Raw genomic sequence first — 14472 nt, 5'->3', positions numbered from 1 at the left:
CGGACTCCGGGCGAGGGCTGGAGCAAGTTGATGGAAGACCTTACCGATTTGCGGAAGGTTTTGCCCGAAGCATCCGGCACCGCCGGATTCTTTTGGAACGGCCTCTCGTTTGATTGCTTTCCTATCGTTTGCTCCCAGACTGGGCGTCTAAAAAAGGCGGCCGAAACCGGCCGCCCGCAAATAAATATTTATTTACCGAATGTAAGAGGAGAGGAACGATGCACATTACTCCCAGTGACCGGCGACGTCGACAACCCAATGCTGTCCCGTAGCCTGCTGTTCATAATGTCCCTGGTCCTCAGAGGTGGTATACGAATCATCTACAACGGATCCACCGATACCGTCGTTTTCGCCATCGTTAATAATCCAAGCGTAGGCGGCATCGGATGAATCGAAGGGCCCTACCATAGTACCACCATGATTGACCCAGAAACGAGGATGACGCGTGTATATCACGTTCGGTACCCAGACCTGGCTGTAGTCGGTTTCCCAGTGGCCCTGCTCGGCAACCCATTTCTTCTGGCTACCGCTGTTGGAAGAGGAATTATTGCTGCCGGAACCCTGTGAATTGCCGGAATTCTGCTTCGAGTCGGAGGAGTTTCCCTTGCTGTCAGACTTCGACGAGTCGGAAGACTTGTTATCCTCTTTCTTGGAGTCATCGGACTGCTCGTCCTTGCTGTCGGATTCTTTCTTCTCCTCGTTCTTGGTTCCAGAGGCTTGCGCCGCCTTTTCTTCGCTCGGCTTCTTTTTGTCTTTATTCTTTACCGCTGTGACGGCCCTTTCCGTAGAGCCGCTTCCTTGCTTTGCAACGCTGGCACATCCAAGTTGAGGTGCCGAAAGGCACACCAGAAGCGCAACGATAATAGCCTTTGTTCTCACACCGATCTCCCTGTCCATGAAACCGGGCGTTGGACACTAGCCGATATCCAACGCCCGGCTCGCTTTTACATCTGCCCGCGGCGCTTCTTTTGATCGAGGAAGACGCCGGCTGCCACGAGGACGGTACCGCCGATGACGAACGTCTCGCCGATGAGTCCCGCGCGGTCACCGGTCTGGGCGAGGTTGCCGGGCTGGGCGGTATCCGTGCCGGCGAGGTGCTTCGGGGTGTATGCCGCCTGCTGCTTTGCCGCCTCCTTTGCCTCCTGTCGTGCGATCTCATCGGAAAGCTTCTGCTCCGCTGCGATGCGGTCGGACTTCGCCTGCTCGTAGGCGGCGAGTGCCGCATCATAGCCGGACTGGAGCCCGTCCACCGCGGCCTGCTTCTCGTCCAGGATGGCCTTGGCAGGAGCGACCTTGGCACGTGCCTCGACTGCTGCGGCGAAAAGCGCGTTGAGGGCGTCATCCGCGTTCACATCATGGCCGGAAGCGATCGCCGCGCCGGCATCGATGGAGTTCAGCTTCGACAGCTTGGCGTCTGCCTGCGCCTTTGCCTGCTCGGCGGCGGAGACCAGGGACTCGGCGGCGATGGCATCCGCCTTCGCGGCATCGAGCGCGGCCTTGGTGTCATTGACAGCCTTTACTGCATCCTGCTCGCGCTGCTGTGTCTCTGCGAGCTTCGCGGCAAGACCGGTGAGGATGTCGAGGTTCGACTGTGCGCCCACAAGATCGGTCTGGGAGCCGGTGAGCCTGTCGGCGGCAACGCCGGTGTCGGCCTTTGCGGCATCGACGGCACGCTGGGCATCCGCGAGGGCGCGTGCGGTGCCGTTCGCCTTTTGCTTGGCGGCTGCGAGGACTGCCGCCTTCTCGGCCTGGTCGGCTGCCGCCGCGTCATGGACGCTCTTTGCGGTATCGACCGCCTTCTTGGCGTCGGCGACGTCCTGGAAGAACTTCGCGAGGTCGGCGTTCGCATCGTCCACGCCCTGCTGCTTAGCAGCGGTGTCCGCCTTGGCGGAATCCAACTTAGACTGTGCGGTCATTACGGCTGCGTTGGCAGCATCAAAGGCGACCTGCTTCTGCTGGACGGTCGACTTTGCCGTATCGACTGCCGCGTTGGCGGCATCGAGGTCCGATTTCGCCGCATCAAGCTCGGTCTGGGCATCCGTGACGCCCTGCTGCTTGGCGGCGACATCAGCCTTGGTGGCATCGACGGCACGCTGGGCATCGGCAACACCCTGCTTTGCGGCATCGACATCTGCCTGTGCGGAATCCGCTGCGTCCTGCTTCTGCTGGACGGTTGTGGCGGCGCCGGCGGCTGCCTGCTTCTTGGATGCGAGATCGGCCTTGGCTACGTCGAGTGCGCTCTTGGCGTTCTTGAGGCCGTTGATATAGGAGGTCAGCTTCTGCTCGTACTCGTCGACGGACATGGGATTCATGTTCCAGCCTGAACCTGCCCAACCAAGGTTTGCGGTATCGAGGCTGTCGGTCTGCCAGCCGTTCAAGGTTCCCTTGCTGCAGACTGCCATGCCCATATAGCCGATTTCGGGGCTGATGACATGCAGGTAGTGACCGACGGTTGCGGGATATCCGGCAACCTTGAAGTGCTGGTTGACATAGGATTCAATCCCGCTATGCGACTTGTAGAAGTCTACGGCATCCTTACCGGTTGGACCGGTGACGCCATAGAGCTCCTGAACCGCCTGATCGAAGAAAGCCTTTTCTTGGTCAACCCACTGCGGTTTCGGATCGGTTCCATAATTCCATGCGAGGTTTTCGGTCGTATCGAACTGCATGGAATGCCCAAACTTGACATCGGAATAGTTCGCGTTGGCTATCGCCGCCGCAATGAGCTTGTACGTGACCTGGAGTTCGGAGAGACCGACGGACTTGCGATACTCGTTGATGGACTTCATGTACGGGATTGCCGCGAGCATGTTGTCGAGACTGGTCGCATCGAGGCTGTTTCCGACCTCGGTGTAGTCCTTGTGTGTACAGTTCTGGATGATCTCGATGGCTGAATCGGCACCCATGGCCTTGAAGAAGCCGATGGCTCCCTGCTTGAGTTGTGCGTCGGCGGAGTCGAGTTTCGCCTGTGCCTCGTCGACCTTCTGCTGGGCGGCGGTCACGGCCGCGTCAGCGGTATCCTTTGCGGTCTTGGCGTTCGCAAGCTCTTCGTCGGCGGCTGCCTTGGCGGACTCGGCGTCCTTGACAGCCTGCTTCGCGGCATCCAGCTTGGCGATGGCATCGGCGTTCGCCTGCTTGGCCGCATCGAGGTCGGAGTTCGCGGCATCGAGTGCGGACTGGGCGTCGTTCACGCCGGACGCGGCATCGACCGCGGCCTGCTGCTTCGCAGAGAGGGATGCCTGGGCATCATTTAGCTCGGTCTGTGCCGTTGCCGCGGCGGACTGCACCTGCTCGAGCTCGGACTCGCACTGGGACTGCACCGCTCGTGCGGCGGCGAGGGTTGCCTCTGCGTCCGCGACCTTCTGTTTTGCCGCATCGTACTCCGGACCGCTGGCACCGGCCTCCGCTGCGGCGAGGTCGGCTTTCGCCTGCTCGTAGGCGGCGCTGGCGGCTGCGGCCTTCGCATCCGCCGTGTCCTTGTTCTGCTGGGCTGCGGCGAGGACGGTATCTGCGGAATCCTTTGCAGACTGGGCCGCAACCAGCTTGGACTGGGCATCGGCAAGCGTCGCGTTGGCGTTGGCGAGGTCGGCCTGTGCCCTGCTCACGGCATCTTGGGCGTCGCGCACGGCCTGCTCGGCGGCACTGATTGCCTCCGTGGTGGCGCTTACGGCATCGGCCTTGGCCTTATCGAGGGCGTCCTTGGCATTCTGGGCCGCCTTGATGGCGGACTGGTACGCTTCGTCCTTCTCGGATGCATCCGCCTTGGCGTCTGCGAGACCCGCCTTCGCCTGCTCGAGGTCCTTGCCGGCGGCATCGGCGGCGTCCTTGCCCTCCGCGACCTGACGGGCGTACTCGTCCATTGCCGCTCGGTCGGCTGCCGTGCCGGCGTTGACTGCAGAATCGTAGGATGCCTTGGCCTGGTCGCGGGCGGAAGCCGCCTCGTTGTAGGGACCGGCGGCCTCATCGTAGGATGCCTTGGCGGCGTCCTCCTTCGCCTTCGCCTCGTTGACTGCCTTCTGCAGGTCCGCGATGGTCTGTGCGGCGGATTTCGCGCCGGTACCGGATGCCGCGCCGGCGTGGGCGGCGATCGGCGACATCACGGCGGGGTGCTGCGTGCCCCCGTCACCGGTCTGGGCGAATGCCGTGAACGGTGAGATGAGGCTCGATCCGGTCATGGCGGCCATGGTCGCCGCGGTGACGGTCAGACGCGCGATCCCCTTCGGGGCGTGAATCTTTTTGCTTGGCAGTGCGGCGAAGTGATCGCCGCCGACAGCGAAATGCTTTCCCTGAGTCATTGCTATTCCATTCCTTTTCCGTGCCCTATCCGACTGGGCATCAGAGTGCTTTCCAATAGAGATAATTATGCGCCTTAACTGGGATTGTTGTATATAGTCCGTTGGCATAAATACAACAATCCATGACTCTTTTTGTCATGGATATCTCGCCGCTACAACAATCCTTTGGTCTACGCTGCAAAGAACTCAGATCAGAGTCTGGTTACTCACAAGAGCAATTTGCGAACCGCATTGACATGGACAGGTCTTACTACGCCTCGATAGAGGTCGGGCGAAGAAATGTCAGTCTTTCTAACCTCTCTAAAATTGCCAATGGATTCAACATATCAATTGCTGCACTTATGACTGGTGTCACTGATAAAAAGGATTAGTCCATCATCAGCGAACGCAGTGAGCGTATCAATCGACGGCGTAGCCGGCGGCAAGGACACGGTACGTGGCCGCGCAGCGAGCTTTGCGAGCGAAGGGGACGGCATCGCCGTCCCTATTTCTTTCTAATCTATTTCTCTATATATTGGTTTCACCAAAATGGGTATGAAACAAGCTTCTGAACAGGCTTTTTATCAGAGAATTCAAAGCTGCCGAATCATCAAAATGGTGATATTTTTTACCCAAAAGAGGGAAGCGCGTCACCAAAATGGAACCGACTAACAGCTGTTGAAAACTTTTATCCCCAAAATGGTGATTTCCTGTTTTCAGTGGAAAACTCGGGAAGTCATAATATTTACTTACCAGATTTACAAACGGAAGCGGTTCTTAACCCCAAAACCAGAACAGGTCAGAAGCAAAAATAACTCCTGACCTGCGATTTTCCTGGTGCCCCCGGGCGGATTCGAACCGTCGACACCCGCTTTAGGAGAGCGGTGCTCTATCCCCTGAGCTACGGAGGCATGTTGTACTAGTGTAGCAGATTTGCCCCTTTGCCATGTAGCGCATGTCCACTCATCAAGAAGGCTTTATAGCGAATTGTCGCCGTAGATAATCCTCAATATCGGAAAGAATAAAGCGAAAAAATGGGATGGAGTTTCCTCTAACCACATGAAAAGGAAATTTCCCGACTGGCGCTCAAAAGGAAAATGCATCCCGGAATGAGAATAAATTCCGGGATGCATTTTCCGCCATCTATCGCAGGCAACTAGTCACCCCTGTGGAAAAGGTTTTTGATAACGGAGGGGATGCTCTTGGCGCCCTTGGCCGTCACATCGATAAAGTCGGGCGATCGCACGAGCTTATCCTCGTCGACGTACTTGCGGACAGCACGAAGCGTCTCTTTGTCGTCGCGCGTCGAAAACGTAAAGTGACCGTTGTCCTTGGTGAAGATGGCAAAACGCGTGATCTTCTTGGTGCCGCGTAAAACCTCGGCGGCAATATAGTCGACCTCGTCCCACGGGATTTGAATATAATCCTCGGGATTGCGCTCGTTGTAATACTCGAACGCCTTATTGCCCACCATCACGTTACCGTGGCTGGTAAGCCCCATCAGGCAGGTTGCCGGCGTTGCCAGATCGACCGTGCTGTTCTGAGATTGCGCCATACGCGCCTCGCCCTCCAATAAAAACAATCGGACCGCATCCAGTGTACCCACCGGGTGCGGTCCGTTTCAATGGCTCAAAAGCCCTTGCCTAGCAATTCTCGGTCTTAAGCCGAAGCGTGCTTACATGAAGCCGCAGAAGCGACCGATGATGCCGACGGCGAAGAGAGCCAGGATGATGACGATCGGGCTGACCTTCTTCTTGAGGAGCTTGCAGACCAGCAGGGTCAGGCACACGGCGGCAAGGCCGGGGATGAGCTGATCGAGGTTGGCCTGAAGCGTGGTGACCTTCATCTGATCAAGGGCGGTAGCACCGACGGAGTTGTACATCGTCAGCGCTTCCTTGATACCCTCGGAACCGGAGGGCAGGCTAGCCCAGTCGATAAAGGCGCCAGCAGACTGCTTGACCGTGGAGACGATCGGGGTGAAGGAAATGGACACCCAGCGCTCGACCAGGGCGCCGATGATGAACATACCCAGGATGGAAGCGCCCTCGGTGACCTTGCCCATCAGACCACCGGAGAGGTCCTTGGCGATGGAGGAGCCGACCTTGTAGCCAAACTCCTGCGTGTACCACAGGAAAGCGTAACGGATGATGTTCCACGCGAAGAAGAACAGCAGCGGACCGACGATGCTGCCGGACATGGCCAGGGAAGCGCCCAGAGCGCCCAGAATCGGGCGAAGGGTGAACCAGAAGACGGGGTCACCGACGCCGGCGAGCGGGCCCATCATACCGACCTTGACGCCCTGGATGGCGACATCATCGATCGGAGCACCGTTGGCGCGCTCCTCCTCGAGGGCGAGGGTAACGCCAATGACGGGGGCGGAAACATAGGGGTGGGTGTTATAGAACTCCAGGTGGCGCTTAAGAGCGGCAATCTGGTCATCCTTGCTGGTGTAGAGCTTCTTGATCGCAGGGATCATTGCGAAGCACCAGCCGCCGTTCTGCATGCGCTCGTAGTTCCACGAGCCCTGAAGGAACTGATGACGGAAGCAAACCTTCTTGCGGTCAGCCTTGGTGAGCTGAATCTTGTTCTCTGCCATATGTATCACTCCCCTCCTACTCGTAATCGTTCAGAATGTCGCCGAGCGGGTCGCCGGAGCCACCGCCCATGCCGCCACCCTGCTTGGCCAGATCCTTAAGGCCAAGGTAGATGAGGGCAAGGGAGATGCCGATGAGACCAAGGGCTATCAGCGTGAGCTGAGGGATGGCAGCAAGGACAAAGCCGAGGACGAAGAACGGCCAGGTCTCCTTGGTGGCCATCATGTTGATGACCATGGCGTAACCGACGGAAGCGACCATGCCGCCGCCGACAGCCATGCCGCCGGACAGCCAGTCGGGCATAGCGTTAAGCGCGTTGGTAACGGCCTCGGCCGGGATGACGCACAGAAGCACTGCCGGGATGGCGATACGAAGGCCCTGCATGAGGATGGCAGCATACTGCCAGCGCTCGATGCCGGAGAAGTCGCCCTTCTCGGCGCAACCGTCCATGGCGTGAGCGATAGCGGTAGCAATGGTACGGCAGATCATGGTCAGGAACAGACCAGCGACCGACAGTGGGACGGCGACGGCGATAGCGGTGGTAACGGCCTTGGCCGAATCGGTGGCGCCACCGTTGAGGGCGAGCACCATGATGATCGAAGAAGCGACCGAGGCCAGAGCGGCGTCAGGCGCGACAGCGGCGCCGACGTTAGCCCAGCCAAGGGCCATCATCTGGAGCGAACCGCCCAGGAGGATGCCCTCCTGAAGGTGACCGGTTACGAGACCGATAAGCGTGCATGCCACGAGCGGCTGATGGAACTGGAACTCATCCAGAATGCCTTCCATACCGGCAAGCAACGCGACAATCGCAACAAGCAGAATAGTGATTGCAGACATGTATCGGACCCTCCTTTACTATGCTTGAGCGGCCAGTTCGGCCTTAGCTTTCTTCAACATGGCGTCGAGATCCTCGGAGGAATCTGAAGGAACCTTGCGGACCTCGAACTTGACGCCCTTGGCCTTGAGGGCCTCGAGAGTCTTAACGTCATCATCGCCCATAGCGACGGCGTTGGTGACGACGACCTTGCCCTTGGAGTGAGCCATGGAACCGATGTTGACTTCCTTGATGTCGACACCGGCCTCGATGGCCTTGAGCAGATCCTGCGGGTTCTCAAAGAGCAGCATGGCCTTGGTGTCACCAAAGCGCGTGTCCTTGACGACCTCGGCCATCTTCTTGATGGGCACGACGTTGGCATGGACTCCCGGAGGGGCAGCCTGCTCGATCATGGTCTTGCGGAGCTCGTCGTGAGCAACGCCGTCGGAAACCACGATGATGCGGTTGGGGTTGATCTGCTTGGTCCACGTGGTGGCCACCTGACCATGAAGCAGACGGGTGTCGATACGGACGTGGGCGATCTTGATGTGCCCATCGCCGATGACCGTTCCCGGAGGGATGGCGCCTGCAGGAGCAGCGGCGGCCGCAGCCGGCTTCTTCTCCTCGGGCTCCAGAGACTCGGGCTTGACACGCACGCCAGCCTTAGCCTCAGTCACGAGATGTTTTGCGATCGCATGTGCAGTGTTCTTTGCGTCAAAGCGCTGCGAATATGCCTCGATGAGCATAGGCAGGTTGACACCGGTGACGATAGCCCAGGAATCGTGGCCCTCGATGAGCCCGCTGATCTGGTTGAACGGCGTGCCGCCCCACAGATCAACGAGGAAGAGCACCTGCTCCTGGTCCTCGAAGGAAGCGACTGCTTCCTCGACCTTGGCACGGAAGTCGTCGGGGCCCATGCTCGGCTCGAGCGAGACCACGGCAACAGCCGGCTGATCGCCAAAGACCATCGAGCCCGTCTGCTTGATTCCAGCTGCCAAGTCCCCGTGGCTAGCAAGAACAATACTTACCATCACATAACCTCCTTTTTGTCTACGTATTTCCTACACGATATGAAAAGAGTATACCTGTTTGGATTGTGGAATTATAGCTAAATCCGCAAAAGGTTGGATTATTTGTTTAAACGTCTAAATTTGTTACAAATTGATTACGTTGCCGGTTTACAGCTTATTGCCTGCTAAAACGTGATTTGCTGATTGCTTTCAAAGACATATAAAGGTGCACTGTTCGTTAAGACCGCTTTTAGGTGGATCCCAATGCGTCTGCGTGCCACCATTTTGTTTAAACAGACATGACTTGACTAACCGAAGCAAATATGTCTAGAACTCTAGCCCATGTAGTCATTGGATGTTAGGCGATATGGAGTGGGTTGGCGGCGTCGACGGCGTCGGAAGGGTCATCGGGAACAGTGTCTGCCGGGTCCTCGTCGGGGGTCTCGATCTGTTTGATCATGACCTCTTGGCCCTGCAGCAGGTATGTCTCGCCGCTACCGCACTGGGGACAGGTCTTGCCGTACTCGACCGTCGCGTAGTCGCGGCCGCACGCCTCGCAATGCGTCACGGCCTCGACAGGCTCCACAATAAGCTCCGCACCCTCGGTGATGGACTTTTTATCTGCCGCCCAGCGCCAAGCGTCGAGCAGCAAGTCGGGAACGACGCCCGAGACCTCGCCCAGCAGCAGCGTGACGCTCGAAACGCGACGCACGCCATTGGCGCGCGCCACGTTCTCAACATCGCGAATAATGTGATACACAATCCCTAATTCATGCAAGTCGAAACCCTTTCTGCAGAGGTTGATTCGATGCAAACTCAAAGCAAGGGAACGGCGAAATCTAGTCTGCGCCGTCCCCTTACCCGCCATGGTTACCTATTTACGACCGAACTTGATTTTGATTGCACGCTTTAAAGCATACTTGCCGAGACTTGGGAGCTTTTGCTCGTATTTGACCATCGTTGAGCACTCGGGGCGGTCGCGATCCAGATGGATGGCGTCGAACGCGCACTTGGTGGTGCACAGGCCGCAGCCGATGCACTTGTTGGGGTCGACGATCGAAGCACCGCAACCCAGGCAACGGGCGGTCTCGGCGCGCACCTGCTCTTCGGTAAAGGTCTCGACGTACTCGCTAAACGGCGCGGCCTTCTCGCGCTCGCGGTCCACGTGGGCAGCCTCGCGGCTCGCGTTGTCGTAGCTCTCGATCACGACATCGTCGCGGTCGAGCGCGGTATAGCGGCGCTGGTTGCGGCCGATGGTGAGCGTGGAGCCCGGCTGTACAAAGCGATGGATGGACACGGCGGCCTCGTGACCGGCGGCGATGGCGTCGATGGCAAAGCTCGGACCGGTATAGACGTCGCCGCCCACAAAGATGTCGGGCTCGGCAGTCTGATAGGTCTGGGGATCGGCAAGAGCACCCTGGCCGCGGCCAAGCTCCACCTTGGAGCCAGCCAACAGGTCGCCCCACACAATGGACTGGCCAATCGACATGACGACACGGTCGGCATCGACACGACGCAGATCGTTCTCGTCGTACTCGGGCGCAAACCGGCCCTCGTCGTCAAAGACGCGCGTGCAGCGCTTGAAGGTGATACCGCACACACGGCCGGACTCGTCCAGGTGAACCTCCTTGGGACCCCAACCACAGCTGATGTGCGCGCCGTCCTCGATGGCCTCGCGACGCTCTTCCTCGCTGGCGGGCATCTGGGCCTCGCTCTCCAGGCAGAACATCTCGACGTGCTCGGAGCCCAGACGGCAGGCGTTGCGGGCCACGTCGATGGCCACGTTGCCGCCGCCCACCACGATGGTGCGGCCGGACAGCGCGTCGATCTTGCCGCTGTTGACCTCGCGCAAGAAGTCGACGGCCACGGTCACGTCATCGGCATCCTCGCCCGGAATACCGGCAAGGCGGCCGCCCTGGCAGCCGATGGCAACATAAAAGGCCTTAAAGCCCTGCTCGCGCAGCTCATCGAGCGTCACATCGCGACCGACCTCCACGCCATAGCGGAACTCGGCACCCATCAGGCGAATAACCTCGACCTCGGCCTCAATAACGTCCTTCTGCAGCTTAAAGCTGGGAATACCGTAAGTGAGCATGCCGCCCGGGCGCTCGTTCTTCTCGAACACGACGGGCTTGTAGCCCTTCTCGGCCAAGTAGAAAGCGCAGGACAGACCGGCCGGGCCGGCACCGATAATGGCGATCCTCTGATCGAAGCCGCCAGCGCGCGTCGGCGTCACCACGGGCGGGACATAGCGGGTCGCGGCATCCAGATCGCGCTGGGCGATGAACTTCTTGACCTCGTCGATAGCCACGGCGGCGTCCACACGACCGCGGGTGCAGGCATCCTCACAGCGGCGGTTGCACACACGACCGCAGATAGCGGGCAGCGGGTTCTCGCGCTTGATGAGCGCCAGCGCCTCGTCATAGCGGCCCTGAGCCGCGAGCTTCAAATAGCCCTGAACGGCAACATGCGCGGGGCAGGCCGTCTTGCAGGGCGCGGTGCCGGACTTGTGCGTCTCGATGCGATTGTCATTGCGGTAGTTGGGCGACCACTTGGTGTGGTCCCATTTGGTGGCATCGGGCAGCTCCTGGCGCGGATACTCGGGCACCTGTCCGCCGGCCTTTTTGCTGCAGAGCTTCTGGCCCAGCTTAGCAGCACCGGCCGGGCACACCTCAACGCAGCGACCGCAGGCCACGCACTTGTCCTTTTCGACCTTGGCGACATAGGCCGAGCGCGACAGGTTGGGCGTGTTGAACAGCGCGAGGTGCGCAGGGCGTAGCACACGTTGACGTTGCAGTTGCAGATGGCGAAGATCTTGTTCTCGCCGTCGATGTTGGTGATCTGGTGCACAAAGCCGTTGTCCTCGGCCTGGCGCAGGATGTCGTAGACCTCGTCGCGCGTCACGTAATGGCCACGATCGGTCTCGACCACGTAGTCGGCCATATCGCCCACAGCGATGCACCAATCGGCCGGGTCGTCGGCGCAGCCCTCGCCCATCACGCGACGGCTCGCGCGGCAGCTGCAGGTGCTGGCGGCATACTTACCCTCGTATTTGTCGAGCCAGTGCTCGATATGCTCAATAGGCACCGAGGTGCTCGCGGCGTCAATGGCCTTCTCGACCGGAATGACGTGCATGCCGATACCGGCGCCTCCGGGCGGCACCATCGGCGTGGCCTTGGACAGCGGTCCCTTGGACGCCTGCTCAAAGAACTTGGCGTAGACCGGATGCTCCTCGAGCTGGCCCACGCGCATGTTGAGGAACTCGGCGGAACCCGGCACCAGCATGGGCAGGACCCACTGCTTGGCGCGCTCGGGATTTTCCCAGTTGTACTCGAGCAGACCCGTGTAGCTCATGTCGTCGAGCATCTTCTCGATATCGGCTTCGGGCATGCCGGTGAGCTTGACCATCTCAGGCAGCGTATAGGGACGGCGCATCTTCATCTTGCAGAGCACTTCGGCCTGCTCGTCGGTTGCAGCCTCGGCAAACGACCAGTACTCGTAGCCCAGCAGCTCATCGCGATGCAGCAGACGGTTGGTGCAGTGCTCGCACAGCTTGACGATGGCCTCGCGCGGATGCTCCGGCAGCGGCGGCACGAACTCCGAACCGATGTCGGGCTCGGTGTAGCTAATCCCCGGTCCGTTGAGAATCATGGTTGTCCCTTCTCTTGCCACAGCCCGGCGGGACCGCGGCACCCCTCTTTTTTTGCAGGCCGGGCATGCCCCCATGCCGTTCACCCGCCATTGTTGACATTGTGTCAAAAATAGTATTGACGAACCGTCAACAATATTCAAGACTGTTAGGCGAACGGTCAGGCAAAAGAGGATGAAAGGCGGCAAAACATGGGCAACAACACAGCAGGTACCTCTGTAGTCAATGCCGTCCCCGCATCCGATAGCGCGGCAAAGCGCCTGACGGGCGACGAACGCCGTCGCGAGATCCTCGATGCCGTGCGCACCGTAAGCTCCGAGCTGGGCGTATCCCACCTATCGGTATCGGCCGTGACCAAGCGAGCCGGCTGCACGCGCTCGCTGTTCTACCACTACTTTGCCGATATGGACGCCGCCGTCACCGCTGTTATGGACGAGGCGATCGACGGCTTTATCTCCGAACTCGAGCAGTGGAACGCCGGCCGCACCGTCGGCGATATCGAGGGCGCGCTCGACACCGTCGCCCCGCTCTTTAAGCGTCTGGTCGCCAGCGGCCACGAACTGCCGAGTACGCTCACCTCAAGCAGCGGCGCGCTCTACGGCGGCTTTTTGCACAACGTGGTCCAGCGTGTGGCGCAGTATATCTGCGACACCACCGTGGTGGATTTTGTCGCCCACCACGAGCTGCGCATCGACCATGTCTACGAAACGTTCTACACCCTCATCATGGGTCTTTTGATGTATATCCGCACGCACCCCGATGTGCCCGACGAGACGGTCAAGGAAATCATCGCCTCGACACTCCACATCGAGGGCTATACCGCCAAGTACCCGGAGCGCAAGCCCCAGAACTGACGACATTTGGCCAAACTGCCCGCGATCAGAAGAGGGGCCGCGAGCGTGTGAAAGGAGAGCAGCATGCTGTTCGATGTTTGGGGTAGCGATACCCTTATCCACTGGGCCGGCTGGGCCATGGTCTTTATTGGCCTGATCGTGCTCAACGAGGTCGGCCGCCGCACCAAGCTGGGCGCGGCAATCATCTTTGGCGTGGCTCCGCTGGCCATGACCATCTACTGTGTCGCCATCGCCGTCGGTGTTTCGCAGGGTGCCGAGTGGGCGCTCACCAACCCCACCCATGTGTACCAGAACAGCTGGTTCCACTACGCCAAGGTATACGCGGCACTGGCCGGTTGCTGGGGCTTCATTGCCATTAAGTACCAGTGGGGAAAGATCGGCAAGGCGCATTGGTTCCGCGCGTGGCCGTTTGTGATCGTCGCCATCAATATCATGATCGCCGTCGTGTCCGACTTTGAGAGCGCCTATCACTTCTTTGTCCTGGGCGAGTCCACCTGGGTCACCTCCGAGGGCGCCACGCAGCTGGCCGGCTGGAACAACGTGTTCAACGGCATCGCCGGTATCATCAACATCTTCTGCATGACCGGTTGGTGGAGCGTCTACGCCTCCGAGGATCAGACCGACATGCTGTGGCCCGACATGACCTGGGTCTACATCATCGCCTACGATATCTGGAACTTCTGCTACACCTACAACTGCCTGCCCACCCACTCCTGGTTCTGCGGCTTTGCGCTGCTGCTGGCGCCCACCGTCGCCGCCTTTATCTGGAACAAGGGCGGCTGGATCCAGAACCGCGCCTTTACGCTGGCCATTTGGTGCATGTTTGCCCAGGTGTTCCCGTACTTCCAGGAGGAGTCCATCTTTGTGACCCACTCCACGCTCGACCCCGTCGCCGCTACCGCGGTCTCAATCGCCGCACTGGTCGCCAACGTCGCCGCGATCATCTACATCGCCTACCGCGCCAAGAAACTCGGCCGCAATCCCTACAAGCAGGATGTCTTTGAGGGCACCAGCGATTGGGAGAAGGCTACCGCTCGCCGCGCCAAGGTTGATTACGCGCACGCCGAGTAACGCGCCCGACGCAAACATCGCTTGAATGTGAAGCCGCCTGGCCGACTCCGCGCAATGCAACGTATTGCATGCCCCCGGAAAGCGATTTGTGAACTGCCTCCCATTTCTTGGACATGAGAAATGGGAGGCTTTTTATGCGTGTCGACTTGAGGGTGAAGCACGACATCGAGGCCAGGAAGGCGGCAATCGGGCTCTTCGAGCGAGGC

General features: G+C 59.5%; 11 protein-coding genes and 1 tRNA gene. 3 read left to right on the top strand and 9 right to left on the bottom strand.

The features are described from left to right. Window positions 1-225 precede the first annotated feature (225 nt). Entirely contained in the window at window positions 226-879 is a 654-nt protein-coding gene (locus I4W07_RS07970) for a hypothetical protein (RefSeq protein ID WP_196026269.1), read from the bottom strand. Between the two features lie 65 nt (window positions 880-944). Then, window positions 945-4295, bottom strand: a complete 3351-nt coding sequence (locus I4W07_RS07965) for a CAP domain-containing protein (protein WP_196026268.1) — start codon at window positions 4293-4295, stop codon at window positions 945-947. A 122-nt stretch (window positions 4296-4417) separates the two neighbouring features. Between I4W07_RS07965 and I4W07_RS07960 the strand changes: the two genes are divergently transcribed. Continuing rightward, window positions 4418-4666, top strand: a complete 249-nt coding sequence (locus I4W07_RS07960) for a helix-turn-helix domain-containing protein (protein WP_196026267.1) — start codon at window positions 4418-4420, stop codon at window positions 4664-4666. Window positions 4667-5109: 443 nt separating this feature from the next. Here the strand turns inward: I4W07_RS07960 and I4W07_RS07955 are convergent. From I4W07_RS07955 to I4W07_RS07925, 7 genes are all read right to left on the bottom strand, one after another. Beyond that, a tRNA-Arg gene (locus tag I4W07_RS07955) sits at window positions 5110-5185 on the bottom strand. A gap of 245 nt (window positions 5186-5430) precedes the next feature. Continuing rightward, entirely contained in the window at window positions 5431-5829 is a 399-nt protein-coding gene (locus tag I4W07_RS07950) for a DUF956 family protein (protein ID WP_196026265.1), read from the bottom strand. A 120-nt stretch (window positions 5830-5949) separates the two neighbouring features. After that, on the bottom strand, window positions 5950-6870 hold the full coding sequence (locus tag I4W07_RS07945) for a PTS system mannose/fructose/sorbose family transporter subunit IID (RefSeq protein ID WP_055310058.1): 921 nt from the start codon (window positions 6868-6870) through the stop codon (window positions 5950-5952). A 16-nt stretch (window positions 6871-6886) separates the two neighbouring features. Then, the gene (locus I4W07_RS07940; protein ID WP_006235195.1) at window positions 6887-7705 is read right to left on the bottom strand and encodes a PTS mannose/fructose/sorbose transporter subunit IIC; all 819 of its coding nucleotides are present in this window, start codon (window positions 7703-7705) and stop codon (window positions 6887-6889) included. Between the two features lie 18 nt (window positions 7706-7723). Beyond that, on the bottom strand, window positions 7724-8713 hold the full coding sequence (locus I4W07_RS07935) for a PTS sugar transporter subunit IIB (RefSeq protein WP_196026263.1): 990 nt from the start codon (window positions 8711-8713) through the stop codon (window positions 7724-7726). A 337-nt stretch (window positions 8714-9050) separates the two neighbouring features. Next, window positions 9051-9470, bottom strand: a complete 420-nt coding sequence (locus I4W07_RS07930) for a hydrogenase maturation nickel metallochaperone HypA (RefSeq protein WP_196026262.1) — start codon at window positions 9468-9470, stop codon at window positions 9051-9053. A gap of 96 nt (window positions 9471-9566) precedes the next feature. Then, the gene (locus tag I4W07_RS07925; RefSeq protein ID WP_271739779.1) at window positions 9567-11387 is read right to left on the bottom strand and encodes an FAD-dependent oxidoreductase; all 1821 of its coding nucleotides are present in this window, start codon (window positions 11385-11387) and stop codon (window positions 9567-9569) included. 1145 nt (window positions 11388-12532) lie between these two features. On the opposite strand from I4W07_RS07925, the gene I4W07_RS07920 reads away from it, so the two are divergent. After that, window positions 12533-13195, top strand: coding sequence for a TetR/AcrR family transcriptional regulator (locus tag I4W07_RS07920; RefSeq protein ID WP_196026260.1), 663 nt, complete (start codon window positions 12533-12535; stop codon window positions 13193-13195). A gap of 63 nt (window positions 13196-13258) precedes the next feature. Then, window positions 13259-14266, top strand: coding sequence for a DUF5692 family protein (locus I4W07_RS07915; RefSeq protein WP_196026258.1), 1008 nt, complete (start codon window positions 13259-13261; stop codon window positions 14264-14266). Window positions 14267-14472: the final 206 nt, after the last annotated feature.

It is taken from the genome of Collinsella aerofaciens (genome assembly GCF_015670745.1).
GTDB lineage: Bacteria > Actinomycetota > Coriobacteriia > Coriobacteriales > Coriobacteriaceae > Collinsella > Collinsella aerofaciens_T.
Note: the sequence above shows the minus strand (reverse complement) of the source record. Positions and strands in the feature narration are given on the sequence as shown.